This window comes from Streptomyces pseudovenezuelae (genome assembly GCF_029892565.1).
Taxonomy (GTDB): domain Bacteria; phylum Actinomycetota; class Actinomycetes; order Streptomycetales; family Streptomycetaceae; genus Streptomyces; species Streptomyces pseudovenezuelae_A.
Genome location: NZ_JARXVH010000019.1, coordinates 57,579 through 83,052 on the forward strand (window position 1 = coordinate 57,579; position 25,474 = coordinate 83,052).

The following is a 25,474-nucleotide window of genomic DNA, read 5'->3' on the forward strand; positions in this document are numbered from 1 at the left end:
GGTCAGCGTGATCCCACGGCGTCCAACGACCCGCCCGTGGCCAGCCGCGCCCGCACACCGACCCGGGGCTTCCCAGGCGCCGGCAGCGCGAGCGTCCGCCCCTCTTTCGTGGCCGACACCGCACCCGTCACGGACAGCCGGGTCACGGCACGGCTGCCCGCCGCCACGACGAACCAGTGCCCGCGCGGAGACCGCCACCCGGTGGCGGCGACGACATGCTGTCCGAACCGGCTGCAGGCGGCGGTGGACGTGGCCCCGGCGACCGTACGGGCCGGTGCTGCTTGCGCGTCCCGACTCGTGCGGAGCGTCACCGTCACATCGCCGGGTCCGCGCCAGGAGTCGGCGCGAGCGCAGGTCCACACGGCGTGGCCGCCGCCCTCGGGCAGCTCCTGCTCGGCGAAGTCCCAGGCGTTGACGGCCCGGACGCCGGTGCCGCGCAACGAGCCAAGGCCGCACGCCTGATGGGTCCACGCCAGCAGCGCCGCCGGACCGGTGGCCTCCCGGGGCTGACGGGCGGGCGGAGTTCCGTGCCCGGGCAGCGGGGTGTAGGTGAGGTGGACCGGCGACAGGTCACCCAGTCCGGCGAGCAGGAACGCGTGATGCTCGGCGACACGCGACGATGACCGCAGTTGCAGCGCCGGCCGGCCCGCACAGCCACGGCCAGCGGCCACGGTCGCGACCGGGCCGGTGACCCCCTCCTTCGACACGGTCAGCGGACGGGCCAGGACGTCCGGCCGCAGCAGGTCGCGTGTCTGCGCCTCGGCGACCCAGGGGGCCAGCAGATAGCGGACGGCGCTCCTGCCCTGCTCGCTCGGGCCGAGGGCCACTGCCGCCGCCGTGGTGACGTCGGCGTCGTCGGCGCGGGCGACGCTCAGCTCCGCACGTTCACCGGAGGAGCCGAACTCGTCGTAGCGGGCGAGGCGTTGACCGTCGTACAGCAGGACGACGGCACGGTCGTCGACGTCACCCGCGTACAGCAGCTGCGGCGCGGACGTGGGCACGGCCGCCGTCGTACCGGGGGCGAGGGTGACGTGGGTCCGCCGTGCGGGGCGGGTCCATGCCGTCAGGGCGCGGCCGAGCAGGTCGTCGTCGTGCACGCGGGCGCCGCGCGCGGGCCAGGCGGTGAAGTCGACGCGCGGGGTGTGGTCCCACACCCCGGCCGGGGTGCGCACCAGCTCCGCCGGACGGAGGGCGCTGCCCGCGGCGGACGCCGGCGCCTCCGCCTGGGACGTCGTGCCACCGGACGTGGTCGCCGCCAGCGTCACCCCCGTCACCGCAAGGAGCGCGAGGGCGGCCAGGCCCAGCCGGGCCCGGCGCCTGCGGCGGAGCAGATCGGTGGGGCTCGCCTGGAGGGCGCAGGCGTCGAACTCCAGCGAGGTCAGCAGCGCGGCGGCCCGCGTACCCACGCTCTCGTCGAGGGCGTCCGCGGTCCGCAGGGCGGCGTCCGGATCCCGCGCACCGGCGTCCGACAGCAGCTGGTGCACGGCGTCGTCGCTCATGCCGTGCACCGAGCGCAGCAGGAACGCGGCCCGAGCCGCCGCCGGCACACCGGACAGGCGCTGCGCCAGGGCGAGTTCGTCCGCACCGCCCGACCGCGGGAACAGCCGCAGGCCCACAACCAGCGGGAGCCCGGGCAGCAGCGTCCCCTGAGACGCGAACCGTGCGGGCCACAGCCGCGGCCCCCGGCCGTACGACAGCGAGCCGCGCAGCACCTCCAGCAGAAGCGAGCGCTCCACGGGGTCACCTCCACGCTTCTCCGCACGCGGGGGCGGAACTGCGTGCCCGGGGAGCGCGCGAACGCCCGTCAGCGCCCGCTGCACCAAGGAGTGCGCCACGAGAACCCGGCGGTGCCGGCCGATCGTCGCGGGCAGGACGAGATGCGCCAGGCGGACCAGCTCCCCGTACTGCTCGACAAGGAGGGACTCGACCTCCAGGAACGGTGGCCTGGTGCCTGCCGAGGGGCGCCGGCGCGAGCGAAGGTGCATGGGCGGGACGCTTTCGGAGAGGGGACGCGATGCTGTGCCGCTCCGATAAACGAGTGAATCCGCGACCGGTCACCGACCGGCCGTGTCCTGTCGCGCCCGGAACCGTTCCGTCCGCGCCCGGACCCGTCAGACGCGGGCCTCGCCCAGCTCCCGCGACCGTCGTACGAACGCCTCGTGCAGATCCCCGGCCGCCTGCGGCACGGACTCCGCGCGGCGGCGACGCAGCATCAGCAGGACCCGGGCCGTGGCGCCGGCGATCGGACGGTAGGTGATCGCGCCGAGCCGCTCCAGCGGGTCCCCGACCACACTGAAGTCGGGCAGGACCGTCGCCCCCAGCCCCTCCGCGACCATGAGCTTGCCCATCTCGGCGCCGTCGGTCGAATACGCGAAGGCCGGGTCCCGCCCGTCGAACAGCCGGTGGACATAGCGGTGCATCACATAGCCGGAACGCATACCGATCAGCGGCTCGGTGAGCAGCTCCTCCACCGCGACGGTCGGCCGGGCCGCCAACGGGCTGTCCGGGCGCACGCACACCACCGGCAGCCCGGACAGCAACTCGGTGGACTCGAAGTCGGTGGGCATGTCGTCGCCGTCCAGGTGATTGACCAGACCGAGATCGAACCCGCCCTCCGACAGCGCCCGGTGGATGTCCGTCTGCTGCGCGCCGACCACCTCGACCTGGGTGAGCGGATGCGAGGCGCGGAAGTCACGTACGACGGGCAGCAGCAGCGGCACGGTCGCCGCGTTGACCGTGCCCACCCGCACCATGCGACTGATCCGGTGCTGCTCGCCGGCCGCCACCCGCAGCCGGTCCACCGCGTCCAGCACGTCGACGATCTTCGGCAGCAGCTCCCGGCCCTCCGCGCTCATCGTCGCGCCGGACCGTTTGCGCTCCAGGAGGTCGACCCCCAGCTCCCGTTCGAGATTCCGTACGGTCTCGCTCAACGCGGGCTGGGACAGGCGCAGTTCCTCCGCGGCCCGGCGCAGGGAGCCGAGCCGGGTGACGGCCGCTATGTATTCCAGTTGTTCGGTCCGCATGCCCGCAGAATGCGGCCGATTTCCCGGCTCGTTCAAGGGTTTCCCTGTCACACCTTCGTGAAAATCAATGGTCCGCGATACGAGACCGGTCGGGTTTTCCTTGACGCCCGTCGCCGACGGCTGCCACGATCGACGGCATGATGATGCGACTGGACCTCACGCGGCGACGCCATGTCGACCTCGCGCGCGTCTCCAGCGCCTCCTGTTGCACCGCGGCCTGATCCCCGTCACCCCCGTCCCGTGATCCGCCGCTCTTCTTTCGTTCCCGCCTGAAATTCGCCGGAGTTCACTCCAGCCGAATTCGGCGTGCCCGAAAACATTCCGCAACAGGAGTTCCGCATGCCCGCCGCGCCCCTGAAATTCGCCTACTGGGTCCCCAACGTCAGTGGGGGACTGGTCACCAGCAAGATCGAACAGCGCACCGACTGGGGATACGAGTACAACCGCGAACTCGCCGTCCTCGCCGAGAACAACGGATTCGAGTACGCCCTCAGCCAGGTCCGCTACATGGCCAGCTACGGCGCCGAGTTCCAGCACGAGTCGACCAGCTTCAGCCTCGCCCTGCTGCTCGCCACCCAGCGCCTGAAGGTCATCGCCGCCGTCCACCCCGGCCTGTGGCACCCCGGCGTCCTCGCCAAGCTCGGCGCCACCGCCGACCACCTCTCCAACGGCCGCTTCGCGGTCAACGTCGTCTCCGGCTGGTTCAAGGGCGAGTTCACCGCCCTCGGCGAGCCCTGGCTGGAGCACGACGAGCGCTACCGCCGCGCCGAGGAGTTCATCAGCGCCCTGCGCCAGATCTGGACCGAGGACCACACCGAACTCGCCGGTGACTTCTACCGGTTGCGCGACTTCTCCCTCAAGCCCAAGCCCCTCAACACCACCGAACGCCCGCACCCCGAGATCTTCCAGGGCGGCAACTCCACCGCCGCCCGCGCGATGGCCGGCCGGGTCTCCGACTGGTACTTCTCCAACGGCAAGGACTTCGACGGAGTGAGCGAGCAGATCGCCGACGTACGCGCCTCGGCGGCCCAAGTCGGGCGCACCGCACCGAAGTTCGGCCTCAATGGCTTCCTCATCGCCCGTGACACCGAGGCCGAGGCCCGCGACACGCTCCGCGAGATCATCGCCAAGGCCGACACCGAGGCCGTCGAGGGCTTCGGCGCGGCGGTCAAGCAGGCGGGACAGTCCACGGCCGACAAGAAGGGCATGTGGCAGGACTCCGCCTTCGAGGACCTGATCCAGTACAACGACGGCTTCCGTACGGGGCTGATCGGCACCCCCGAGCAGATCGCGGAACGCATCGTCGCCTACAAGAAGCTCGGCGTCGACCTGCTCCTCCTCGGCTTCCTCCACTACCACGAGGAGGTCGAGTACTTCGGCAAGCGCGTCCTGCCGCTCGTGCGCGAGCTGGAGGCCCAACTCCCGGACACGGAGCCCCGGTCCGTACCCGTGCACGCCTGACGGTCCGCTCGTCGTTCACGCCTGCTGACCGCTTCCCTCCGGACCGCCCCCGAAAGAGGACCCATGGCCACCGTCCTGTCCGTCTCCGGCAGCCCCTCCGCCTCCTCCCGCACCAACCGGCTCCTGCGCCATCTCGACCAGCGTCTGATCGCCCAGGGCCACGAGGTGATACCGCTCGACGTGCGCACCATCCCCGCCGAGGCACTGCTCGGCGCGGACTTCCGGCACCCCGCCATCGTCGAGGCCACCGAACTCTTCGAGCGCGCCGACGGGGTCGTCGTCGGCACCCCCGTCTACAAGGCCTCCTACTCCGGAGTCCTCAAGGCGCTTCTCGACCTGCTCCCGCAGTACGCGCTGGCCGGCAAGACCGTGCTGCCGCTCGCCACCGGCGGCTCCACGGCCCACGTCCTGGCCATCGACTACGCGCTGCGCCCGGTGCTCAGCTCCATGGGCGCGGCCCACATCGTGCAGGGCTGGTTCACCCTCGACAAGGACATCACCGTGCGCGAGGACGGCGTCCTGACCGTCGCACCGACCGCCACCGAGGCCCTCGTCCAGGTGGTCGACCAGTTCTCGACAGTGCTGGGCCGCACCCCGCTCCTCGCGGCGGCGAGCTGAGCGCCATGTCCGCCGTCCATGTCATCGCCGCCGACGCGGAGGCCCTCGCCGTCGCGGCCACCCTGGCCGCGGAGTTCCGCGTCGGAGCCTCCGCCCGGGACACCGAACGCAGGCTGCCGCGCGCGGAGTTGGACCGGCTCTCCGCGTCAGGGCTGCTCGCCGTCACCGTCCCCGCCGAGCACGGCGGGGCGGACGTCGGCTCCCTCACCCTCGCGGAGATCTTCCGGTTGCTCGCCGCGGCCGACGCCAGCCTCGCCCAGATCCCGCAGAGCCACTTCGCGTACGTCAACGTGATCCGCCGTCAGGGCACCCCGCAGCAGCAGAAGTTCTTCTTCGCGGAGCTGCTCGCGGGGCGCCGCTTCGGCAACGCGCAGTCGGAGGCAGGCACCAAGCACGTGCAGGACATCCGGACCCGGCTCACCCCGCAGCCGGACGGCTCGTACGTCCTGACCGGCGTCAAGCACTACTCGACCGGTGCCCTCTTCGCCGACTGGATCCCGGTGCTGGCCCGCGCGGAGGGCGACCAGCTGCACGTGGCGTACGTGCCGCGGGACGCCCCCGGCGTCACGGTCGTCGACGACTGGGACGGCATGGGCCAGCGGACGACCGCCAGCGGCACCGTCCGGCTTGCCGACGTCCCGGTGCCCGCCGACCGGGTCCTGCCCCACCACCTCACCTTCGAGGGGCCCCAACTCCACGGTGCCGTCGCACAGTTGCTGCACGCCGCCATCGACGCGGGCATCGCCGGGGGAGCACTGGCCGAGGCGGCGGAGTTCGTCCGGACGAAGAGCCGGCCCTGGTTCGAGAGCGGTCTGGAGAGCGCCGCCGAGGACCCGCTGCTGATCCAGCGGTTCGGTGAACTCGCCCTCCAGGTGTGGTCGTCGGAGGCGCTGCTGCGCGAGGCCGCCCGCGCGGTCGACGCGGCGCGCGCCGACCTCACCGACGACACGGCGGCCGAGGCGTCCATCGCGGTAGCCGCGGCCAAGGTCCGGGCGGCCCAGGCGGCGGTCGAGGTGGCGGGCGCCCTCTTCGAAGTGGCGGGCACCCGCTCCGCGCTCAACTCACTGAACCTGCACCGCCATTGGCGCGACGCCCGCACCCACACCCTGCACGACCCGACCCGCTGGAAGATCCAGCACATCGGCCGGTACGTGCTCAACGGCACGCGGCCACCCCGCCACGGCCTCCTCTAGGGCCCTTCCACAAGAGCCCTGGCCCGACCCACCGAACGGAGACCCCGTGTCCCTCACCTTCCACTGGTTCCTGCCCACCAACGGCGACAGCCGGCACGTCGTCGGTGGCGGCCACGGCACCCCGGCCACCGTCTCCGGACGGGACCGGCCGCCGACCGTCGCCTACTTGAGCCAGATCGCCCGTGCCGCCGAGGACCTGGGCTTCGTGGGCGCGCTCACCCCGACCGGCGCCTGGTGCGAGGACGCGTGGCTGACCACCGCGATGGTCAGCCAGAACACCGAACGCCTGAAGTTCCTGGTCGCCTTCCGCCCCGGCTTCGTCTCACCGACGCTCGCCGCGCAGATGGCGTCCACCTTCCAGCGGCAGAGCGGCGGACGGCTGCTCCTCAACGTCGTCACCGGCGGGGAGAGCCACGAGCAGCGGGCCTACGGCGACTTCCTCGACAAGGACGACCGGTACCGCCGTACCGGCGAATTCCTGGAGATCGTGCGGCAGTTGTGGGAGGGCAAGACCGTCGACCTGCACGGTGAGCACCTCCAGGTCGAGGACGCCAAGCTGGCCCGCGTGCCGGACCCGGTCCCCGAGGTGTACTTCGGGGGATCGTCGCCCATCGCCGGGGAGGTGGCCGCCAAGTACGTGGACGTGTACCTCACTTGGGGCGAGCCGCCCGCGCAGGTCGCCGAGAAGATCGCCTGGATCCGGGGGCTCGCGGCCAAGCAGGGCCGCACGCTGCGCTTCGGGATCCGGCTGCACGTCATCACCCGTGACACCTCCGAGGAGGCCTGGGCCGAGGCGGACCGGCTCCTCGCGGGCTTCGACGTGGCGACCGTGAAGTCCGTACAGGCCGGGCTCGCGCGCAGTGAGTCCGAGGGACAGCAGCGGATGCTCGCCCTGCACGGCGGCGGCAACCGGGACGGCCTGGAGATCCATCCCAACCTGTGGGCGGGCATCGGGCTCGTGCGCGGCGGCGCCGGCACCGCGCTGGTCGGCAGCCACGACGAGGTCGCCGAGCGGATCAAGGAGTACCACGCCCTCGGCATCGACGAGTTCGTGCTCTCCGGCTATCCGCACCTGGAGGAGGCGTACTGGTTCGGTGAGGGCGTCCTGCCGCGCCTGGCCGAACAGGGGCTGTGGCAGCACCCGTTCGGCAAGCAGTCCGCGCCGTCGGCACAGGTGCCGTTCGCGAGCTAGATCTCCGCCAGCGCGTCGAGGTGCGCCCGTCGCACCTCGACGGTCTGCCCCTGCACCAGCAGGAACATCCCTTCCCGGGCCAGCCGTTGGGCCGGCTCGCGCAGGTCCATCGCCCGGCCGCCGCGGGCCACGACCGCCGCCGTCGTGGCCGCGCGCATGAGGTCGTACGCCCGTGTCTTGAGTGCAAGCCGTTCCGCGACGCGCTCGTGCGGGACGGGGTGCTCGGCCAACTCGTAGACCTGGCGCCGCACTTCGTCGAGCCGCCCGCGCAGCGCTCCCGCGGCCTCCTCCTCACCGGCACCGGCCAGCAGACCGAGTGCCGCGTACGCCACCCCGAAGACGGCGGGGGAGGCGTTGGTGTTACGGGGCAGGTCGACCAGGGCGAACTTCTCCTGCGGGGTGCGCAGCACCACCGCGTCGTCGGGCAGCCACAGGCCGTCCAGTTCCAGGGAGACCGTGACGGACGCGGTGAGGGCGGCGAGGCGCATCGGCGCGGAGGGCGTGAGGCCCGGCTGCTCGCGCGCCTCGGTGAAGGCGAACACCACCTCGTCCGTGTCCGTCACACCCGCGAGCAGCATCACGTCGTTGAGGCCCCAGCCCGTGTACCAGGGCACCGTCCCGTCGAAGCGCCAGCCGCCGCGCTCCGGCGTGACCCGCACCGGGACCTTAGGGAAGGCCCGGACGTGCGCGAACGCGATGCCGGCCAGCAGTTCACCGGTCGCCAGCGGGCGCAGCAGCCGCTCCCGGACCGGGAGGGCGGACTTCGCCAGCATCCGTACCGGCGTGTGGTGCTGGGTCTGCACGAACCAGGTGGAGCAGCACGCCCCGGACAGGATCTCCGCGATCTCCCGCGCCACGGAGTCCGGGGCGCCCGCACCGCCGTATTGCTTCGGCGCGCTCACCCCGAGCAGCCCCGACCGCCTGATGGCCTCGATGTGGCTCGCGGGCACGGTCCCCTGGTCGACCTCCGCCGCGCGCGGAGCGAGGAGGTCGTCCGCGAGAGACCTGGCCACGGGGATGAGGGGATGGGTTTCGACGGTCATGGAAAGGATTCTCGCGATCTCGTCGCGCGAGGTGTCGATCCGGGGCTGTGTCGTTCGTGTAGGAGGTGAGAGAAGGACACGACACCACGAACGACACGACACGACGGAGGACGTCATGCAGCACTACCTGCTCAGCGTGATCACACCGACCGAAGGAACGCCGCCCGGTCCTGAGGCCATGGCGGAGATCTTCCGCAACATCGAGACCTTCCACGCGGAGCTGCGGGAGGCCGGCGCCTGGGTCTTCGCCGGTGGCCTGCACGGCCCCGAGACGGCCACGGTGCTGCGGCCCAAGGACGGCGACGTCCTGATCACCGACGGGCCGTTCGCCGAGGGCAAGGAGTACCTGGGAGGCATCTGCCTGATCAAGGCACCCGACCTGGACGCGGCCCTGGAATGGGGCCGGAAGGCGACCTGGGCCACCACCCTGCCCATCGAGGTGCGCCCGTTCATGCACCAGGACGACGCCTGATGCCCGAACCCGTCGACGTCGCGGCCGTCTTCCGTGCGGAGTACGGCCGCGCCGTCGCCGTCCTGGTCCGCTTCCTCGGCGACATCGACCTCGCCGAGGAAGCGGTCCAGGAGGCCTTCACCACGGCCGTCCAGCGCTGGCCGGAGACGGGTGTGCCGCCCAGCCCGGCCGGCTGGATCATCACCACCGCGCGCAACCGCGCGATCGACCGGCTGCGCCGCGAGTCCTCCCGCGAGGCCCGCCACGCCGAGGCCGCCCTGGTGAACGCGCCCGACGCACCGGTCGAGGAGGGCCCCGTGCGCGACGACCGGCTCCGCCTGATCTTCACCTGCTGCCACCCCGCGCTCGCCCCCCAGGCCCAGGTCGCCCTGACCCTCCGCCTGCTCGGCGGACTCACCACACCCCAGATCGCCCGCGCCTTCCTGGTGCCCGAGCCGACCATGGCCCAACGCCTCGTCCGCGCCAAGGCGAAGATCCGGGGCGCCCGGATCCCCTACCGCGTGCCCCGCGACGCCGACCTCCCGGACCGGCTCAAGGGCGTCCTCGCCGTCGTCTACCTGATCTTCAACGAGGGATACGCGGGCGACCCCGAACTGTGCGCGGAGGCCGTACGCCTCGGCCGCCTCCTGTCCGAGCTGATGCCGGACGAGCCCGAGGTCACCGGCCTGCTCGCGCTGATGCTCCTCGTCGAATCCCGCAGGACCGCACGCCAGGGCGAGCACGGCGAGCTCGTACCCCTCCCCGAGCAGGACCGCGCCTGCTGGGACCGCGAGCTGATCGCCGAGGGGCAGTCCCTGGTCCGCCGCTGTCTGCGCCGCAACCAGCCGGGCCAGTACCAGATCCAGGCCGCCGTCCAGGCCGTCCACAGCGACGCGGAGTCCGCCGAGGCCACCGACTGGGGCCAGATCCTGCGGCTGTACGACCAGCTCACGGCGGTCGCCCCCAGCCCGGTGGTGGCCCTCAACCGGGCGGTCGCCGTGGCCGAGACAGCGGGCCCGACCCCGGCCCTCGACCTGGTCGACGCCCTCGACCTGACCGGCTACCACGTCTTCCACGCGGTCCGCGCCGACCTGCTGCGCCGCCTGGGCCGCACGCAGGAGGCGGCACGGGCTTACGAGACGGCGGCCGAGCTGACCGGGAGCCCGGCGGAGCGGGCGCATCTGAAAGCCGCCCGGCGGGCACTCGACGCCGGCTGACCGGGTCCGGAGTGTCCGACGTCCCCGGCAGATCCAGCGTCTAGGGCCGTACGGTGTCCAGCTGCGTGAGCACGTCGAAGTCCACCCCGTCCGCCCGCGCCAGATAGATCCGCTGCCGGACATGACTGCCGCGCAGCCGCAGTAAGCCGCGCGGTCCCTCGTAGGACACCGAGTCGGCCGTCGCGCCGATCGCCGTGACGTCCAGCGTTCTGGCCCGGGTGATGAGCGCGGCGAGCAACAGGACGCCCTCGTAACAGGATTCGCCCAGACTGCCGGGCGCCGGAGCGTCGATGCCGAACCGGCCGGCGTACTGGCCGTGGAAGTCGAGGGTGTCCTGGTTGGCGAGCGAGGCGAAGAACCCGGCGGTGCTGTAGAGATCGGCGGTGGCCGTGGGACCACTGGCCATCAGCATGTTCTCGTCCATCAACGTGCTCAGCCGCAGACAGCGCGCGTCGAGTCCGGCCGCGGCGAACGCGCGGTTGAAGCGCACCGCGTCACTGCCCACCAGAAGCATCAGCACCGCGTCGGCCTCGGAGTGCTCGATACGGCGCAGCACGTCGTCGAAGTCATGGGTGCCGAGCGGCAGATAGGCCCGCCCGCAGATCCGGCCCCCCGACTCGTGGGCGTAGCCGCGCGCGGCCTGCGCGGTGCGGCGCGGCCAGACGTAGTCGTTGCCGACCACGAACCAGCTGCGCACCTTGCGTTCCCGGGCCAACAGACGTATAGCGGGCCGCAGTTGGGCGTCCGGCGTCTCGCTGGTGAGGAAGACGCCGTTGGTGTGCTCACCGCCCTCGTACAGCGCCGTGTACACGTACGGCACCCGGTGCGCGATGCGCGGCGCGAGTGCCTGCCGCACGGAGGAGATGTGCCAGCCGGTGACCCCCTGCACGACCCCCAGGTCCACCAACGCCTCGACCCGGTCGGCGATTTCATTCGGCTCGGCACCGCCGTCCACCGGCAGCAGGCGCAGCTCCTTGCCGAGCACCCCGCCCGCGTGGTTGACCTCCTCGGCGGCCAGCCGCGCGCACAACTCGCAGGTGGGCCCGAAGATTCCGGCGGCACCCTGGAGGGGGAAGACCAGGGCCACGCTGATCACGGTGTCGTCGACGGTGAACCAGTCGAGCGGGTGGGGGTCGAGCTGGAACATGCGGTCATGATTCCGGGTCCGCCCGGTGAACTCCAGCCCGTCTCGTGGTGCGGTCGGTGCGGGGACGGTATCTGTGGCCTGCGGGACGGCACTTGTACGATGGATCCACCCCGGGACCGAGGAGAACGATGCCTGCCTCATCTGCGCGTCAACCCCAGGACCTGATGCAGCTGTTGACGCGTGCGGAGCGTGTGGCCGCGCGGCGACTGCAGTCCGTGCTCGACGAGGACGGCTGCTCGCTGGACGCGTGGCGGGTGCTCACCCTGCTCTCCGACGGCAAGGGCCACTCCATGACGGCGGTGGCCGAAGCCGCATTTCTGCCCGCGCCGACGCTCACCAAGCTGGTCGACCACCTCGTCGACCAGAACCTCGTCTACCGCCGCGTCGACCCCCTGGACCGCCGCCGCATCCTCGCCCACCTCACGCCACGCGGCCAGACGTACTGGCGCCGGCTCAGCCGCGAGGTCCGTACCCGGTGGCCGGTGCTGAACGAGGGCGACGACGAGTTGTTGCGGGCGCTGCTGGGCCGGCTGCTGGACACGCTCGAAGAGACGGCGGCCGTGGATTCGGCCTGACGCCACCTTGGGTGACCGGGGGAACTCAGGCCGTGGTCTTCGGCGATCCGGAATGACTTCTGTACCTTAATGGTTGCTAATTACATCGAGTAGCACCGACCGCACCCGTCCCGGCCCGGCAGGGCCCGCGCACCACCAGCGAGGCACCGTGAACCAGTCCACCCCCGAGCAGCCCGCCGACATCGTGGCCCGGCTGCGCGCCACCTTCCGTACCGGCCGCACCAAGCCCGTCGAGTGGCGCACCACCCAGCTGCGCCGGCTCCGCGAGATGCTCACGGAGCACGCCGACGACCTGGCCACGGCCCTCCACGCCGACCTCGGCAAGAGCGCCGACGAGTCCCAGCGCACCGAGATCGGGTTCACGGTCCGCGAGATCGACCACACCCTCGACCACCTCGCCGACTGGCTGCGCCCCGAGCCCGCCCCGGTACCGGAGCGTCTCGGCGCCGACACCACGGCGTGGACGCAGTACGACCCGCTCGGCGTCGTTCTCGTCATCGCCCCCTGGAACTATCCGCTCCAGCTCCTGCTCACCCCGGTCGTCGGCGCGCTGGCCGCGGGCAACGCGGTGGTCGTCAAGCCCAGCGAGCTGGCGCCCGCCACCTCCGCCGCGCTGGCCCGCCTGATCCCCGAGTACCTGGACACGGACGCGGTCGCCGTCGTCGAGGGCGCCATCCCCGAGACCACGGCCCTGCTGGCCGAGCGCTTCGACCACATCTTCTACACGGGCAACGGCGCCGTCGGCCGCGTCGTGATGCGCGCCGCCGCCGAGCACCTCACCCCGGTCACCCTCGAACTGGGCGGCAAGTCCCCGGCGTTCGTCGACCGTGACGCCGATCTCGACGTCGTCGCCGACCGGTTGGCGCGCGGCAAGTTCCTCAACGCCGGCCAGACCTGCGTCGCCCCCGACTACGTCCTGACCGACCCGGCGACGGCCACCGCCCTGGAGGCGGCCCTCGTCAAGGCCGTCGACGGGCTCTTCGGTGCCGACCCGAAGGCCTCCGGCGCGTACAGCCGGATCATCAACGAGCGGCACTTCGACCGGCTCACCGGCCTGCTCGACTCGGGCCGCGTGGTCCTGGGCGGTGACAACGACCGTGCGGTGAAGTACATCGCGCCGACCGTCCTCGCCGACGTCGACCCCGAGTCGACGGTCATGCGGGACGAGATCTTCGGCCCGATCCTCCCCGTCGTCACCGTGCCCGGCCTGGACGAGGCGATCGGCTTCATCAACGACCGCGACAAGCCCCTCGCCCTGTACGTCTTCTCCGAGTCCGACGAGACCAGGTCCCGGATCGCCGACGAGACGTCCTCCGGCGCTGTCGGCCACGGCCTGCCGCTCGCCCATCTCACCGTCTCCGACCTGCCGTTCGGCGGGGTGGGGGAGAGCGGCATGGGCAACTACCACGGCCGCTACTCCATCGAGACGTTCAGCCACCGCAAGGCGGTCCTGCAGAAGCCGCTGAGCTGACCGACCGCGTCCGAGCGCATCCGAGTGGGGCCCTTCGGGGCCCCACTTTTTGCATTCGCTACGGCAGTTGACTGGTCTACACCCTTGACTGGTACAGACCAAAGGAGTTGAGTGTGGCACCACAACCCCCCACCGCGGCCGCACCCCTCGCCGGGTGCGGCCGTGCTCCGTAAAGGAGTTGATCCTTGTTCAGGCATCGCATCGCCGCACTCCTGACCACGCTCGCCCTCGGAAGCTCCGCACTGGTCCTCCAGTCGGCCCCCACCGCTTCCGCCGCAGGGTTCGTGGTGAGTGAGGCGCAGTTCAACCAGATGTTCCCGGGCCGGAATTCGTTCTACAGCTACAGCGGCCTGACCGCCGCGCTCTCGGCCTACCCGGGCTTCGCGAACACCGGCTCCGACACCGTCAAGAAGCAGGAAGCCGCCGCCTTCCTGGCCAACGTCAACCACGAGACCGGCGGGTTGGTGTACGTGGTCGAGCAGAACACCGCCAACTACCCCCACTACTGCGACTGGAGCCAGTCGTATGGCTGCCCCGCCGGACAGGCCGCCTACTACGGGCGCGGCCCCATCCAGCTCTCCTGGAACTTCAACTACAAGGCCGCCGGCGACGCCCTGGGCATCGACCTCCTGGGCAACCCCTGGCAGGTCGAGAACAACTCGGCCGTCGCCTGGAAGACCGGCCTCTGGTACTGGAACACGCAGTCAGGACCCGGCACCATGACCCCCCACAACGCCATGGTCAACGGTGCCGGCTTCGGCCAGACCATCCGCTCCATCAACGGCTCCCTGGAATGCGACGGCCGCAACCCCGCCCAGGTCCAAAGCCGCGTCGACGCCTACAACCGCATCACGTCCATCCTCGGCGTCAGTCCCGGCGCCAACCTCTACTGCTGACGGCGGTCCGCAGCGTCACGACCGCAGCGGGCGTCTTGGGCGCCCGCTGCGGCACGACGGTTCGGCGTAACATCCGGGCAGGAGTCGGGCCGGGCGTTGCCCGCGGCAATGGATGCAATGTATACGTTGTGCATGCCTTCTGCCGGTGACCGTTCCGAAGAACGTCCAGGGATGCACAACCAGGCCGAGATCGCCTATCGGCGGCTGCGCGAGCGGCTGCTGGACGGGCACTACGCCCCTGGCGACCGGCTCACCGAGCTGGGCATCTGCGACGACCTCGGCATGAGCCGGACCCCGGTCCGTGAAGCGCTGCGCCGACTGCAGAGCGACGGTCTCGTCAGCTCGACGGGCAGGGGAGTGGTCGTCAGCTCGCTCTCCCCTCAAGAGATGCTGCACGCAACGCAGTTGCACGGTGCGCTGGACGCGCTCGCCGCCAAACTCGCCGCCACCGCGCAGCGTGACGGGCAGTTGTCCCCCATGCAGCTCAGTGGGCTGAAGGAGGCGTCCCGTCGAGTGGAGGAGCAGGCCGAGTCCAGCGATCCGGCAGGCGCCTGGCGGGCGAATCTGGACTTCCACATGACGCTGGCCCGCCTCTCGGGCAACCCTCTGCTGGTGGACACGCTCGACCGCATCTGGGCCCGGTTCGCCATCGTGAGCCTGAGCAACATCAATCGGCGCCGCGACCTCACACCCCGCCAGCACGACGCGATCGTGAGCGCCATCGTCGACGGTGACCCCGAGCGGGCGGAGGCCGCGGCGGCCGAGCACGTCCGGGAAGCGGCGGCGATGTACGGGGAAGGCCCCCGCTGACCGTCGGGTGAGCTGCCGGCCGACGGGTGAGCCCGTCCCGCGACGCGTGCACCGGGCGCCTCGCGCCGCCGGATCTTAGAGTCCGAGCCTTTTGCGGCAAGCCTTGTCCGATCCCTTGTCGAGTCTTCGCGTGCAATGTATACATTGCACATCAGCGGCAAGGGTGCCCGCGGCAGCCCCGGCCGAAGGACTCATCACCGGGCGTGTCGGCACGTCCGGGGAGACGCTCAACGCGCACGGGACATGCGCCAACGGTCGCCTCCGGAACCGTATTTGACGAGCCGTCACCGCTTCCGGTCGCCGCCTTCCGTCTCGCCATCACGATCACCAACTCGAGGTGAATGTCATGCCAGGATTCGGCCGAAGCGGACGACCCACAGCCCTGCTCAGCGCGACCGCGGCGGTGCTGCTGGTCGCCACGGCGTGCGGCTCGGGGACGGGATCGAGCAGCGGTTCCATCAAGATCGGTGCCTCGCTCCCGCTGTCGGGCCCGGTCGCCGACGCCTCCAAGCCGGCGTACGAGGGTTACAAGGTCTGGCTCGACCAACTGAACGAGAAAGGCGGCCTGTTGGGCCGCAAGGTCGAGCTCAAGGTGCTCGACGACGGCTTCGAGCAGAACACCGTCGTCACCAACTACAACCGCCTCATCAGCCAGGAGCGCTCCGACCTGCTCCTCGGCACCTTCTCCTCCAAGCTCAACCTGCCGGCCTCGGCCGTGGCCGAGCGCAACAAGATGCTCTACGTCGAGCCCTCCGGCGGCGCCGAGGAGATCTTCACCCGCGGCTACGACTACCTGTTCTTCGCCCAGCCCAGCACCTCGCTGGACCTGCCGGACCAGTTCGTGCAGTACATCAAGTCGCTGCCGGCCGACCAGCGGCCCAAGACCGCCGCCTATCCCACCCAGGACGACCCCAACACCGACGTCACCATCGAGGAGTTCCGCAAGGCGCTCACCAAGCTCGGTGTGAAGACGGTCTACAGCGAGAAGTACGCGCCCGAGACCGTCAACTTCGATCCCATAGCGAGCGCCATCGCCCGCGGACGAGATCGCCGCCCTGGACGGCGTGGACATGCTCGCCCTCGGCGCCAACGACTTCACCGCCGAACTGGGCGTACCGGGGCAGTACGGCGACCCGCGCGTCCGCGACGCCGTGGAGAAGCTGGCCAACGCCTGCCACAAGCACGGCAAGCTCATGGTGCTCGGCGGCATCGGCGATCCGGCGCTCCTGGACACCCTCGTCCCCCTGGGCGTGTGCCCGCTGCGCATCACCGGAACCGACAGCGCCCTGCTCTACGAGGCCGCGCACGCGCACGCCCAGCAGGCACTCTCCGCGTTCCGCCCGTAGCGGCGGCACCCCGCGCATCCCCGGATCCCCCCGACAGTCAGGACGGACGATGACCGCAGACCTTCCCCAGCCGGCCCCCATGCGCGCCGCCGAGAGCAACACCAAGCCCCGGTTCAAGGTGCCGCCGAACAGCTGCGACACCCACTTCCACGTCTTCGAGCCCGGATATCCCACGGTCCCCGACCCGCTGTACGGATTCCCCGACGGCACGCTCGACCAGTATCTGCGGATGACCGAATGGCTCGGCATCGAGCGCATGGTCCTCGTACAGCCCACCTACTACGGCACCGACAACAGCCTGCTCGTCGACGTCCTGAAGAAGGCCGGCCCGCGCTGCCGCGGTGTCGTACGCATCGAAGAGGACGCCACCGACAAGGAGTTGGACGAGTACCACGAGCTGGGCGTGCGGGCGATCCGTCTCGACCTGTTCGCGCGGGCGTCCTGGCCGACCGCCGACATCGTCGCGTACGTCCGCAGGATGGCCGACCGGGCCCGTCCGCGCGGCTGGCACCTGCAGTTCTACACACCGGGGACGGTCGTACGGGATCTGCTGCCGTTCTTCGCCGACCTCGAGGACACCTTCGTCATCGACCACATGGGATACATGAAGGAGTCGGACGGGCTGACGCGGGCGGACTTCGACCGGCTGGTGCGGGTCCTGGACGGGGGCAGCTGCTACATCAAGCTCTCCGGGGCCTACCGCATCGCCAAGGACAAGCCGCTGTCCAGCGTCGAGCCCCTGGGCCGGGCGCTCGTGGCGGCCCGACCCGACCGCCTCGTGTGGGGATCGGACTGGCCGCACCTGACGGACGGCCAACGGGACACCGGCGAACTGCTCAACCTGCTCGCCGACTGGGCACCCGAGGAGGCGGACCGCCGGCAGATCCTGGTCGACTCTCCCGCCAGGCTGTTCTACACGGACTGACCGCCTTCTCGCCCAGGCTTGCCCCATGGGTCGGACGACCCGTGGGGCATACTTGTCGTGCGTCGCGTTTTACGTATAACCTCACCCGTCAATCGCCCGCGCGCCCGCGCCCGCGCCTGTACGCGCACCTGCACAGAGAGGTCCCGATGAGTCGCATCGCCCTGGTCACCCTCGTCGTCGACGACTACGACGAGGCGATCCGCTTCTACACCGAGGCCCTCGGATTCCGGCTGGTGGAGGACGAGCCGCGGCCGGACGGCTCCCGCTGGGTCGTCGTCGAGCCCGGGACCGGCGGCCACGGCACCGGCCTGCTGCTGGCCCGCGCCAAGGACGAGGCGCAGCGCGGCCGGGTCGGGGACCAGACCGGCGGGCGCGTCGGGTTCTTCCTGCACACCGACGACTTCGCCCGCGACCACGCCCGGATGCTCGCCGCCGGAGTGACCTTCCTGGAGGAGCCGCGGCACGAGAGCTACGGCTCGGTCGCCGTCTTCCAGGACCTGTACGGCAACCGCTGGGACCTGCTCCAGCCCGCCGTCTGATCCCGCTCACCGTCCGCACCTGCTCGCCGAACGATCGAGGAACGACCGCACATGTCATCTACGCGCATAGACGCCGAAGCTCTCCGCCGCCTGCCCAAGGCCGTCCTGCACGACCACCTCGACGGCGGCCTGCGCCCCGCCACCGTGGTGGAGCTGGCGGCCGCGGTCGGACACACCCTGCCCACCACCGACCCCGACGAGCTGGCCGCCTGGTACTTCGAGGCCGCCAACTCCGGGGACCTGGTGCGCTACATCGCCACCTTCGAGCACACCCTCGCCGTGATGCAGACCCGCGAGGGACTGCTGCGCACGGCCGAGGAGTACGTCCTCGACCTGGCGGCGGACGGCGTGGTCTACGCCGAGGTGCGCTACGCCCCCGAGCTGAACACCCAGGGCGGGCTCACGCTCCCCGAGGTCGTCGAGACCGTCCAGGAAGGGCTCGCGGCGGGCATGGCCAAGGCGGCGGCCGCGGGCACCCCGGTGCGGGTCGGTACCCTGCTGTGCGGGATGCGGATGTTCGACCGTGTCGGTGAGGCGGCCGACCTGGCCGTGGCGTTCCGGGACGCGGGCGTCGTCGGCTTCGACATCGCGGGTGCCGAGGACGGCTTCCCGCCCGCCGACCACCTCGACGCCTTCGAGCGGTTGCGGCGCGAGAGCGTGCCCTTCACCATCCACGCCGGCGAGGCGCACGGTCTGCCGAGCATCCACCAGGCTCTTCAGGTCTGCGGCGCCCAGCGCATCGGGCACGGCGTCCGGATCACCGAGGACATCGTCGACGGCAAGCTCGGCCGGCTCGCCGGCTGGGTCCGCGACCGCCGGATCGCCCTGGAGATGTGCCCGACGTCCAACCTGCAGACCGGTGCCGCGACCTCCATCGCCGAGCACCCGATCACCGCGCTGAAGGACCTCGGGTTCCGGGTCACCCTCAACACCGACAACCGTCTGGTGTCCGGTACGACGATGACCCGGGAGATGTCGCTGCTGGTCAAGGAGGCCGGCTGGACCGTCGAGGACCTGCGCACGGTCACGGTGAACGCGGTCAAGAGCGCGTTCATCCCGTTCGACGAGCGCAGGGCCCTCATCGAGGACGTGGTCCTGCCGGGTTACTCCGCCTCGCTCTGAAGCAGCCCCCGCAGATAGGCGGCCTGTCCGACGTGCTGGAGATCGTCGGACAGGACGCTGATCAGCCGCACCCCGAGGGTGACCGGCGGATCCCAGCGCTCGTCCACGACGCGTTCGAGGTCCTTGCCCGCCAGATCCCGCAGCACCCCCAGGGTCTGCGCGTGGACGGCGTCGTAGTAGCCGGTCAGCAGCTCGCCGTCGTCGACCCGCACCTTGGCGACCTTCGCGGCGCTGTGGCCGTATCCGATGTCGTGGCGGGGCAGGTCGAGCGCGAACCGCTTCTCCCAGTCCTGGGTGAGCCAGACCTGCTCTATCCCGAAGGCGTCGGCGACGTGGTCGTCCTGGACCCGGGTGAGGTGCCAGACCAGCCAGGAGATGGAGTTGGCGTCGGGCGCGGGACGGGTGTTGAGGAGGTCGGGGGCGAGCCCTTCGACCGTGTTGTGGACTTCTTCCTGGATGCGGCTGTAGGAGTCGATGAGGATGTCCTTTGCATGCATGCCACCACCATTGCGCATCGCGATCGCTCACGCGTCCGGAATCCAGCTCCCGTGGAAACCCAGCGGCACGCGCCCCGGCAGATGGATCCGCGCCACCGGCTCGCCCGTGAAGTCCTGCGCCGCGAGGATCACCAGGTCCGCCGCCCCGCGGTCCGGATTGTGCGCATACGCGATCGCGTAGCCGTCGTCCTCGGCCTTGGCGCCCCGGCGCGGGACGAACACGGCCTCGCCCGCCGCCGCGCCGCGCGGCAGCCGGTGGACCTGGGTGGATCCGCGCAGCAGGTCGTGCTTGATCAGGGCGTTGCTGAAGGCGCTGTCCGGCGTCCCGTCGGCGGCCAGATACGCCGCCGTCATCTCGGCGGACGCCGCCGTGTACGCGTACCGGTGCCGGCGCGACACCAACTCCTCGCGGACGCGCGGGAATTCCTGGGGCCGGTCGTCGATCGTCCGGGTCCGCACCCGCCCGCCCGGGACGTCGATCGTCCAGCGTTCCAGAGAGGCGGTGCCCTCGCTGGAGGGACCGTCGGTGCCGCGTCCGGCGACGTAGAAGGGCGCCGGGTAGGTCGTCATGTCGACCACCACGGAGGAGCCCTCGTCGTAGGCGTTGAGCGTGTGCGAGTAGAAGACCGGGTCCACCTCGAACCAGCGCACGGCGCCACCCTTGCGGGGCAACAGGCCCACGCGCATGGGGTGTTGATCGTTCCAGACGTACGGCACCAGGTCGCCCCGCTCGGCCGCCGCCATGTCGAAGGTGACCGGCAGGTCGAAGATCACGACGTACTTCTCGGTGAGCGCGAAGTCGTGCATCATCGGCGCGTCCGCCACCGGGATCTTCGTGGTCCGTACGACCCGACCGGTGTGGTCGATGACGTGGTGGCGGACGTGGTCCCAGGTCGGGTAGTAGGCGATCGCGTGCAGCTCGCCGGCCACCGCGTCGAACTTGGTGTGCGCGGTGAAGGCCCCTTCGAGCGTGCCCCGGAAGTCGTACGTGCCCACGGTGTTGAGCTCGTGGTCGAGTTCGTACGGCAGCGGTCCGCTCTCCTGGAGCGCCAGGATCCGGCCCCGGTAGGGGATCACGTGGGTGTTGCAGGGGAAGTCGTCCGGGGGCACCGGGCCCGGGTAGGGCTCGCCCAGCTTCTGCGTGACCTGCGAGGAGCGCACCCACCGGTTGCGGTACCACTCGGCGCGTCCGTCGCGCAGCCGCACGCCGTGCACCATGCCGTCGCCGAGCATCCAGTGGTGGGCGCGCGGATCCTCCAGGCCCAGCACGTTGGGGCCGTTGCGCAGGTAGCGGCCGTCGAGGTCGCGCGGGATGCGTCCGGTGACCGGCAGGTCGAAGGCGGTCAGCTCTTCGGTGACCGGTTTGAACGCGCCCTCCAGGAACGGGAAGTGACGCGTCGTCACCTCCGGCTTGCGGGTAACCGCCGCCGCCTGGAGGCTTCCCGTGCCGATGAGCCCGCTCGCCGCCGTGATCGCCGCCGCGCCGCGCAGCACGTTCCGTCGTGTGTGGTCGGTCATGTCCCGTACTCCTGATCGCAGTTGTCGTGAGGAACAGTCACGAGTCTGCTTTCGGGAACGGGCCCGGTCAGGAGGGGTGGACACCCTCAGGGGGTGTTGCCAGCCCCCCTGTTTCGAGCAGGGTCATCAGCGCCCGGGCCGCGGGACTGGTCGCCTGGGGCGGAGGCAGCAGGGCAACGGTCTCGTAGACGGTCTCGCCGGTGCCCTTCACGGGCAGCGCGGTGAGCCGGTCCCGCTTGTGCCGGAAGTGCCGGGGCACGACGGCGATGCCGAGGTTCTCGTCCACCAGGTCCAGGAGGCTGTGCACGTCGTTCACCTCCAGCGCGACGGTGCGTCGCACGCCGGCGGCGGCGAACGCGGTGTCGGTGGTGCGGCGCGGGCCCCAGTCCGGGTGGAAGTCGACGAACACCTCGCCGCCGAGGTCGTCCGGGGTGACGGCCGCGCCGTCCTGTGCCAGCCGGTGGGTCGGGTGGCACAGCACCGTCATCGGCTCGGCGGTCAGTGCCACCGAGCGCAGCTGGTCGGTGTCCGCCTGCGTCCGGTAGGCGAAGGCGAGGTCGAGCCGCCCGGCGGCGACCTCTTCCGCCAGCTCGCCCGAGCCCGCCTGCCGCAGCCTGATCTCGACGTCCGGGTGCCGGTGCCGGAACGCGGCGAGCAGTTCTGCCACGTGCACGCCCGCGATGCACTGCTCGGTGCCCAGCGCGAGCGTGCCCCGCAGTACGCCCTGGACGGCCGCGACCGCCTCGTGCGCCGACCGCACCTGGGCGAGGATCCGCTCCGCCTCGCCCAGCAGGGCCCGCCCCGCCTCCGTCAGCGTCACCCGGCGCGTGGTCCGTACGAACAGGGGCGTCTGCAGCTCCCGCTCCAGTGCCCGGATCGAGGCGGACAGGCCCGACTGGGACACCAGCAGGCGTTCGGCGGCCCGGGTGAAGTGCTGGTCCTCGGCGACCGCGACGAAATGCTGGAGATGGCGCAGTTCCATGATTGAGAAGCCTAGCCGCTTAGTTCCATCGCATTCTCCTGTTGGACCACTGCCCGCAGGTCGCGCGAGAGTGGGTACCCGGTTCCCCGGAACCGTCTTTTCGTGTGCCAACCCCTCTGGAGTCGCGTTGTACACCGCACATCCCGACCGCTACGCGGACATGCCCTACCGGCGCACCGGACGCAGCGGCCTGAAGCTTCCCGCGATCTCGCTGGGCCTGTGGCACAACTTCGGGCCCGACCGCTCCGTCGAGACCCAGCGGGCCATCCTGCGCCGCGCCTTCGACCTCGGCGTCACGCACTTCGACCTGGCCAACAACTACGGCCCGCCGCCCGGCGCCGCCGAGGCCGCGCTGGGCGAGGCGCTGAAGGCGGACTTCACCGGCCTCCGGGACGAACTGGTGATCTCCACCAAGGCCGGCTACCTGATGTGGCCCGGCCCGTACGGCGAGTGGGGCTCCCGCAAGTACGTGCTGTCCTCGCTCGACCAGAGCCTGAGCCGCATGGGCCTGGACTACGTCGACATCTTCTACTCGCACCGCCCCGACCCGGAGACTCCCCTGGAGGAGACGATGGGCGCCCTGCACACGGCGGTCCAGCAGGGCAAGGCGCTCTACGTCGGCCTCTCCAACTACTCGGCCGAGCAGACCCGTGAGGCCGCGCGCATCCTCGGCGAGCTGGGCACCCCGCTGCTGATCCACCAGCCGCGCTACTCGATGCTCGACCGCCGCCCCGAGGACGAGGGCCTCCTGGACGCCCTCGACGAACTCCAGGTCGGCTCCATCGTCTTCTCCCCGCTGGAGCAGGGCCTGCTCTCCTCCCGCTACCTCGACGGCATCCCCGAGGGTTCCCGGGCGGCGAGCGACAGCCCGTTCCTGAACTCGGACGCGGTCACCGAGGACCTGGTGGGCCGGCTGCGCGCCCTCGACGACATCGCCAAGGGGCGCGGCCAGACCCTCGCCCAGCTGGCCCTGGCCTGGGTGCTGCGCGGCGGGCGGGTGACCTCCGCCCTGGTCGGCGCGAGCAGCCCGCAGCAGATCGAGGACAGCGTCGCGGCCACCCGCGCCCTGGACTTCGACGCCGACGAGCTGGCCCGCATCGACGCCATCGTCAAGCCGTAAGGCGCTCGCTGACCTCCCAGAGGCGGGCCGCCAGCTCTGGGTCGACGGCATAGCCGAGGACGCCGGGCGTCGCCGCGCCGGCCCGCCAGGCGTCCTCGTCCTCGGCGGCGACCAGCGGGCTGATGTCACAGTTCTCGCAGTAGTCCCCGCCCCGTCCGTCGAGCTGGGGGCTGGTCGCGCACCAGACGCTGGTGGCCGCTCCCTGCGGGACCGTCTTCAACTGGCGGTCGGGATCGCGGACCGGGCGGCCCTCCTCGTCCATGGCGCCGTTCGCGCGCAGGACGTCATCGGAGAGGTGCTTGGCGAGCCCGGTGTCGATGATCGTGCCCGGGTGCACGGAGAAGGCCCGCACGTCCTCGGCCCGCCCGCGCCGGTCCAGCTCCACGGCGAACAGCGCGTTGGCCGTCTTCGACTGGCCGTAGGCCACGAACGGCTCGTAGGGCCGGTGCTCGAAGTTCAGGTCGTCGAAGTCGACGCCGGCGAAGCGGAAGCCACGCGAGGAGACCGACACGACCCGAGCGCCGTGGGCCGCCACGAGCGCCGGCCACAGCCGCTCCACCAGCTGGAAGTGGCCCAGGTGGTTCGTCGCGAACTGCACCTCGTACCCGCGCGCGTCCCGCGTCAGTGGCGTCGCCATGATCCCGGCGCTGTTCACCAGGATGTGCAGCGGCCGCCCGGACGCCAGGAACTTCTCCGCGAAGGCGTCGATCGACGCCGGATCCAGCAGGTCCAGGTGCTCGACCTCGACTCCGGGCACGTCCTTCAGCGCGGCCCTGGCCCGCTCCGGGTCCCGCGCCGGTACGACGACCTCGGCGCCGGCGTCGTGCAGGATGCGAGCCGTCTCCAGCCCGATGCCGGAGTAGCCGCCGGTGACGATCGCGACCTTGCCGGTCAGGTCGATCCCCTTGATCACCTCCTCGGCGGTGGACGTGGCGCCGAAGCCGGAACGCACGGGCTGCTGTGCGGTGGTCATGTCTGGTCTCTCCTCGATGTGAGCCGTCCGGACCACCGTAGGACGCCGGATCCGCACGATGAATGCTTGAGGATCCGCATTACTTGCGTGATAGTTCGAGCATGTCCGCAGACCCGCTGTCCGACGCCCTTGCCGTCGCCGACGCCCACAGTGTTCTCTCCGGCGGCTTCACGGCCGGCGGGGACTGGGCCGTCAACCTGCGCGGTCGCGACCGGCTGAAGGTGAACGCCCTGGTGCGGGGCGAATGCCTGCTGATCCGCGAGGCGGGCGGCGAAGCCGTGCGGCTCGCCGAGGGCGACATCGTGGTCTCCGACGGCGCGAAACCGTACGTGCTGTGCAGCCGGCCCGGCATCAAGCCCTTGGACTCCGTCGACGTCACCGTGGACCCGGTCACCCGTATGGGCAGGCTCGGCGAGGGCGAGACGGACGTCGTCTGCGTGTCCGGGCACATCGACCTGAGCCGGGACCGCGGCGACCTGCTGCGCCGGGCCCTGCCGGAGCTCGTCCACGTACGGGCCGACTCGGCCGAGGCCGGGGCGCTGCGGTGGCTCATCGGGCAGTTGGCGGGGGAGATGAAGACGCGCCGGGCCGGGGTCGAGTTCGCCTCGGACCACCTCTCGCAGCTGATGTTCGTGCAGGTGATGCGGGTCTGCCTGACCGAGGCGGAAGGGCTGCCGCCCGGCTGGCTGCGGGCGCTCGCCGACGAACGGCTCGCTCCCGCGCTGCGCCTGATGCACGGCGACCCGGCCCACCCCTGGCAGCTGGAGGAGCTGGCCCGGGCGGCGGCGATGTCCCGCACCACGTTCGCCGTACGGTTCAAGGAGGCGGCCGGGGTGCCGCCGCTGACGTACCTGCTGAACTGGCGCATGAGTCTGGCCGCCCGGTCCCTGAGACAGGACACCGCCCCCGTGGCGGAACTCGCCCGCTCCGTCGGCTACACCTCCGAGAGCGCCTTCAGCAACGCCTTCAAGCGGACGGTCGGCGTGGCGCCGCGACGGTATCGGGAGGAGTCCGCGGCTAGGAGTTGAGTCGCTCTTCGAGGCGTACGGTCACCTGGTCGCCCTCCACCTTGCCGATGGCCTTGCGCAGGTCGGCCTTGACGGGCAGCTTGTGGGTGCCGTCGCCCAGCGCCATGAACGAGCTGCGGAAGGGGTGCCCGTCGATCGTGCCGCGGACCTTGACCAGCCCGCGGGTGCCGAAGAACTCCACCGACCTCGGCCAGACCAGATAGGTCCAGCCGCCCTCGTTCGGACTCTTGCGCAGGACGGCGGTGAACTCCTCGGCCAGCTTCTCGGTCGTCGTCATGATCGTCTCCTCGCTCCCGGCGGCCGGGCGCGCGGTCGGGCGCGCGGCCG

26 protein-coding genes are annotated in these 25,474 nt (G+C 71.1%); 17 read left to right on the forward strand and 9 right to left on the reverse strand.

The annotated features are described in order from the left end of the window. Positions 1 to 2: 2 nt before the first annotated feature. Positions 3 to 1,985 carry a hypothetical protein gene (locus M2283_RS40885; RefSeq protein WP_280881624.1) on the reverse strand — a complete coding sequence of 661 codons (1,983 nt, stop codon included), beginning with the start codon at positions 1,983 to 1,985 and terminating at the stop codon, positions 3 to 5. 126 nt (positions 1,986 to 2,111) lie between these two features. After that, on the reverse strand, positions 2,112 to 3,023 hold the full coding sequence (locus M2283_RS40890; protein WP_280881625.1) for a LysR family transcriptional regulator: 912 nt from the start codon (positions 3,021 to 3,023) through the stop codon (positions 2,112 to 2,114). 143 nt (positions 3,024 to 3,166) lie between these two features. Here M2283_RS40890 and M2283_RS52035 point away from each other — a divergent pair, with 143 nt between their 5' ends. The 5 genes from M2283_RS52035 (at position 3,167) to M2283_RS40910 (ending at position 7,487) form a co-directional block, all read left to right on the forward strand. Then, positions 3,167 to 3,244, forward strand: coding sequence for a putative leader peptide (locus tag M2283_RS52035; RefSeq protein WP_351520955.1), 78 nt, complete (start codon positions 3,167 to 3,169; stop codon positions 3,242 to 3,244). A 118-nt stretch (positions 3,245 to 3,362) separates the two neighbouring features. Then, the gene (sfnG, locus tag M2283_RS40895) at positions 3,363 to 4,484 is read left to right on the forward strand and encodes a dimethylsulfone monooxygenase SfnG (RefSeq protein WP_280881626.1); all 1,122 of its coding nucleotides are present in this window, start codon (positions 3,363 to 3,365) and stop codon (positions 4,482 to 4,484) included. 63 nt (positions 4,485 to 4,547) lie between these two features. Then, positions 4,548 to 5,102 (forward strand): NADPH-dependent FMN reductase, encoded by a 555-nt coding sequence (gene ssuE / locus M2283_RS40900; RefSeq protein ID WP_280881627.1) that lies wholly within the window; start codon positions 4,548 to 4,550, stop codon positions 5,100 to 5,102. Between the two features lie 5 nt (positions 5,103 to 5,107). Further along, a complete protein-coding gene (locus tag M2283_RS40905; protein WP_280881628.1) occupies positions 5,108 to 6,295 on the forward strand; it encodes an SfnB family sulfur acquisition oxidoreductase in 1,188 nt (395 codons plus the stop codon). 46 nt (positions 6,296 to 6,341) lie between these two features. After that, positions 6,342 to 7,487 (forward strand): LLM class flavin-dependent oxidoreductase, encoded by a 1,146-nt coding sequence (locus tag M2283_RS40910; RefSeq protein WP_280881629.1) that lies wholly within the window; start codon positions 6,342 to 6,344, stop codon positions 7,485 to 7,487. Here the strand turns inward: M2283_RS40910 and M2283_RS40915 are convergent. Continuing rightward, positions 7,484 to 8,530: an acyl-CoA dehydrogenase family protein gene (locus M2283_RS40915; protein ID WP_280881630.1), complete on the reverse strand. Its 1,047-nt coding sequence runs from the start codon at positions 8,528 to 8,530 to the stop codon at positions 7,484 to 7,486. The genes M2283_RS40910 and M2283_RS40915 overlap by 4 nt on opposite strands. 115 nt (positions 8,531 to 8,645) lie before the next feature. On the opposite strand from M2283_RS40915, the gene M2283_RS40920 reads away from it, so the two are divergent. Together M2283_RS40920 and M2283_RS40925 are read left to right on the forward strand one after the other, a co-directional pair. Then, positions 8,646 to 9,002: a YciI family protein gene (locus M2283_RS40920; protein ID WP_280881631.1), complete on the forward strand. Its 357-nt coding sequence runs from the start codon at positions 8,646 to 8,648 to the stop codon at positions 9,000 to 9,002. Beyond that, a complete protein-coding gene (locus M2283_RS40925) occupies positions 9,002 to 10,198 on the forward strand; it encodes an RNA polymerase sigma factor (RefSeq protein ID WP_280881632.1) in 1,197 nt (398 codons plus the stop codon). The genes M2283_RS40920 and M2283_RS40925 overlap by 1 nt, the downstream gene beginning before the upstream one ends. A 40-nt stretch (positions 10,199 to 10,238) precedes the next feature. On the opposite strand, the gene M2283_RS40930 is transcribed toward M2283_RS40925, so the two are convergent. Then, positions 10,239 to 11,345 carry a substrate-binding domain-containing protein gene (locus tag M2283_RS40930; protein WP_280881633.1) on the reverse strand — a complete coding sequence of 369 codons (1,107 nt, stop codon included), beginning with the start codon at positions 11,343 to 11,345 and terminating at the stop codon, positions 10,239 to 10,241. A gap of 128 nt (positions 11,346 to 11,473) precedes the next feature. Between M2283_RS40930 and M2283_RS40935 the strand changes: the two genes are divergently transcribed. The 8 genes from M2283_RS40935 (at position 11,474) to M2283_RS40970 (ending at position 19,029) form a co-directional block, all read left to right on the forward strand. Next, the gene (locus tag M2283_RS40935) at positions 11,474 to 11,920 is read left to right on the forward strand and encodes a MarR family winged helix-turn-helix transcriptional regulator (protein WP_280881634.1); all 447 of its coding nucleotides are present in this window, start codon (positions 11,474 to 11,476) and stop codon (positions 11,918 to 11,920) included. Positions 11,921 to 12,068: 148 nt separating this feature from the next. Then, on the forward strand, positions 12,069 to 13,391 hold the full coding sequence (locus tag M2283_RS40940) for an aldehyde dehydrogenase family protein (RefSeq protein WP_348538957.1): 1,323 nt from the start codon (positions 12,069 to 12,071) through the stop codon (positions 13,389 to 13,391). A 185-nt stretch (positions 13,392 to 13,576) separates the two neighbouring features. After that, the gene (locus M2283_RS40945) at positions 13,577 to 14,287 is read left to right on the forward strand and encodes a chitinase (protein WP_432423196.1); all 711 of its coding nucleotides are present in this window, start codon (positions 13,577 to 13,579) and stop codon (positions 14,285 to 14,287) included. A 171-nt stretch (positions 14,288 to 14,458) separates the two neighbouring features. Continuing rightward, a complete protein-coding gene (locus M2283_RS40950) occupies positions 14,459 to 15,097 on the forward strand; it encodes a GntR family transcriptional regulator (protein WP_280881636.1) in 639 nt (212 codons plus the stop codon). 346 nt (positions 15,098 to 15,443) lie between these two features. Continuing rightward, positions 15,444 to 16,496, forward strand: a complete 1,053-nt coding sequence (locus M2283_RS40955) for an ABC transporter substrate-binding protein (RefSeq protein ID WP_280881637.1) — start codon at positions 15,444 to 15,446, stop codon at positions 16,494 to 16,496. After that, on the forward strand, positions 16,493 to 17,368 hold the full coding sequence (locus M2283_RS40960; protein WP_280881638.1) for an amidohydrolase family protein: 876 nt from the start codon (positions 16,493 to 16,495) through the stop codon (positions 17,366 to 17,368). Before M2283_RS40955 ends, M2283_RS40960 begins: the two co-directional genes overlap by 4 nt. Before the next feature lie 146 nt (positions 17,369 to 17,514). Further along, on the forward strand, positions 17,515 to 17,907 hold the full coding sequence (locus M2283_RS40965; RefSeq protein ID WP_280881639.1) for a VOC family protein: 393 nt from the start codon (positions 17,515 to 17,517) through the stop codon (positions 17,905 to 17,907). Positions 17,908 to 17,958: 51 nt separating this feature from the next. After that, a complete protein-coding gene (locus tag M2283_RS40970) occupies positions 17,959 to 19,029 on the forward strand; it encodes an adenosine deaminase (RefSeq protein WP_280881640.1) in 1,071 nt (356 codons plus the stop codon). Here the strand turns inward: M2283_RS40970 and M2283_RS40975 are convergent. From M2283_RS40975 to M2283_RS40985, 3 genes are all read right to left on the reverse strand, one after another. Next, the gene (locus tag M2283_RS40975) at positions 19,011 to 19,526 is read right to left on the reverse strand and encodes a mycothiol transferase (RefSeq protein WP_280881641.1); all 516 of its coding nucleotides are present in this window, start codon (positions 19,524 to 19,526) and stop codon (positions 19,011 to 19,013) included. The genes M2283_RS40970 and M2283_RS40975 overlap by 19 nt on opposite strands. A 27-nt stretch (positions 19,527 to 19,553) precedes the next feature. Beyond that, positions 19,554 to 21,044, reverse strand: coding sequence for a carotenoid oxygenase family protein (locus M2283_RS40980; protein WP_280881642.1), 1,491 nt, complete (start codon positions 21,042 to 21,044; stop codon positions 19,554 to 19,556). Positions 21,045 to 21,111: 67 nt separating this feature from the next. Further along, positions 21,112 to 22,026, reverse strand: coding sequence for a LysR substrate-binding domain-containing protein (locus tag M2283_RS40985; RefSeq protein ID WP_280881643.1), 915 nt, complete (start codon positions 22,024 to 22,026; stop codon positions 21,112 to 21,114). Between the two features lie 127 nt (positions 22,027 to 22,153). Between M2283_RS40985 and M2283_RS40990 the strand changes: the two genes are divergently transcribed. Then, the gene (locus tag M2283_RS40990) at positions 22,154 to 23,146 is read left to right on the forward strand and encodes an aldo/keto reductase (RefSeq protein WP_280881644.1); all 993 of its coding nucleotides are present in this window, start codon (positions 22,154 to 22,156) and stop codon (positions 23,144 to 23,146) included. On the opposite strand, the gene M2283_RS40995 is transcribed toward M2283_RS40990, so the two are convergent. Then, positions 23,136 to 24,119: an oxidoreductase gene (locus M2283_RS40995; protein ID WP_280881645.1), complete on the reverse strand. Its 984-nt coding sequence runs from the start codon at positions 24,117 to 24,119 to the stop codon at positions 23,136 to 23,138. The genes M2283_RS40990 and M2283_RS40995 overlap by 11 nt on opposite strands. Positions 24,120 to 24,220: 101 nt before the next feature. Here M2283_RS40995 and M2283_RS41000 point away from each other — a divergent pair, with 101 nt between their 5' ends. After that, on the forward strand, positions 24,221 to 25,147 hold the full coding sequence (locus M2283_RS41000) for an AraC family transcriptional regulator (RefSeq protein WP_280881646.1): 927 nt from the start codon (positions 24,221 to 24,223) through the stop codon (positions 25,145 to 25,147). Here the strand turns inward: M2283_RS41000 and M2283_RS41005 are convergent. Next, positions 25,137 to 25,424, reverse strand: coding sequence for a DUF1905 domain-containing protein (locus M2283_RS41005; protein ID WP_280881647.1), 288 nt, complete (start codon positions 25,422 to 25,424; stop codon positions 25,137 to 25,139). The genes M2283_RS41000 and M2283_RS41005 overlap by 11 nt on opposite strands. Positions 25,425 to 25,474: the final 50 nt, after the last annotated feature.

What these genes read in the sequence shown, in the direction of transcription:
- M2283_RS40885 (WP_280881624.1), bottom strand. Translation starts at nt 1,985, where the DNA reads ATGCACCTTCGCTCGCGCCGGCGCCCCTCGGCAGGCACCAGGCCACCG.
- M2283_RS40890 (WP_280881625.1), bottom strand. Translation starts at nt 3,023, where the DNA reads ATGCGGACCGAACAACTGGAATACATAGCGGCCGTCACCCGGCTCGGC.
- M2283_RS52035 (WP_351520955.1), top strand. Translation starts at nt 3,167, where the DNA reads ATGCGACTGGACCTCACGCGGCGACGCCATGTCGACCTCGCGCGCGTC.
- sfnG (WP_280881626.1), top strand. Translation starts at nt 3,363, where the DNA reads ATGCCCGCCGCGCCCCTGAAATTCGCCTACTGGGTCCCCAACGTCAGT.
- ssuE (WP_280881627.1), top strand. Translation starts at nt 4,548, where the DNA reads ATGGCCACCGTCCTGTCCGTCTCCGGCAGCCCCTCCGCCTCCTCCCGC.
- M2283_RS40905 (WP_280881628.1), top strand. Translation starts at nt 5,108, where the DNA reads ATGTCCGCCGTCCATGTCATCGCCGCCGACGCGGAGGCCCTCGCCGTC.
- M2283_RS40915 (WP_280881630.1), bottom strand. Translation starts at nt 8,530, where the DNA reads ATGACCGTCGAAACCCATCCCCTCATCCCCGTGGCCAGGTCTCTCGCG.
- M2283_RS40920 (WP_280881631.1), top strand. Translation starts at nt 8,646, where the DNA reads ATGCAGCACTACCTGCTCAGCGTGATCACACCGACCGAAGGAACGCCG.
- M2283_RS40925 (WP_280881632.1), top strand. Translation starts at nt 9,002, where the DNA reads ATGCCCGAACCCGTCGACGTCGCGGCCGTCTTCCGTGCGGAGTACGGC.
- M2283_RS40930 (WP_280881633.1), bottom strand. Translation starts at nt 11,345, where the DNA reads ATGTTCCAGCTCGACCCCCACCCGCTCGACTGGTTCACCGTCGACGAC.
- M2283_RS40935 (WP_280881634.1), top strand. Translation starts at nt 11,474, where the DNA reads ATGCCTGCCTCATCTGCGCGTCAACCCCAGGACCTGATGCAGCTGTTG.
- M2283_RS40950 (WP_280881636.1), top strand. Translation starts at nt 14,459, where the DNA reads ATGCACAACCAGGCCGAGATCGCCTATCGGCGGCTGCGCGAGCGGCTG.
- M2283_RS40955 (WP_280881637.1), top strand. Translation starts at nt 15,444, where the DNA reads ATGCCAGGATTCGGCCGAAGCGGACGACCCACAGCCCTGCTCAGCGCG.
- M2283_RS40960 (WP_280881638.1), top strand. Translation starts at nt 16,493, where the DNA reads ATGACCGCAGACCTTCCCCAGCCGGCCCCCATGCGCGCCGCCGAGAGC.
- M2283_RS40965 (WP_280881639.1), top strand. Translation starts at nt 17,515, where the DNA reads ATGAGTCGCATCGCCCTGGTCACCCTCGTCGTCGACGACTACGACGAG.
- M2283_RS40970 (WP_280881640.1), top strand. Translation starts at nt 17,959, where the DNA reads ATGTCATCTACGCGCATAGACGCCGAAGCTCTCCGCCGCCTGCCCAAG.
- M2283_RS40975 (WP_280881641.1), bottom strand. Translation starts at nt 19,526, where the DNA reads ATGCATGCAAAGGACATCCTCATCGACTCCTACAGCCGCATCCAGGAA.
- M2283_RS40980 (WP_280881642.1), bottom strand. Translation starts at nt 21,044, where the DNA reads ATGACCGACCACACACGACGGAACGTGCTGCGCGGCGCGGCGGCGATC.
- M2283_RS40985 (WP_280881643.1), bottom strand. Translation starts at nt 22,026, where the DNA reads ATGGAACTGCGCCATCTCCAGCATTTCGTCGCGGTCGCCGAGGACCAG.
- M2283_RS40995 (WP_280881645.1), bottom strand. Translation starts at nt 24,119, where the DNA reads ATGACCACCGCACAGCAGCCCGTGCGTTCCGGCTTCGGCGCCACGTCC.
- M2283_RS41000 (WP_280881646.1), top strand. Translation starts at nt 24,221, where the DNA reads ATGTCCGCAGACCCGCTGTCCGACGCCCTTGCCGTCGCCGACGCCCAC.
- M2283_RS41005 (WP_280881647.1), bottom strand. Translation starts at nt 25,424, where the DNA reads ATGACGACGACCGAGAAGCTGGCCGAGGAGTTCACCGCCGTCCTGCGC.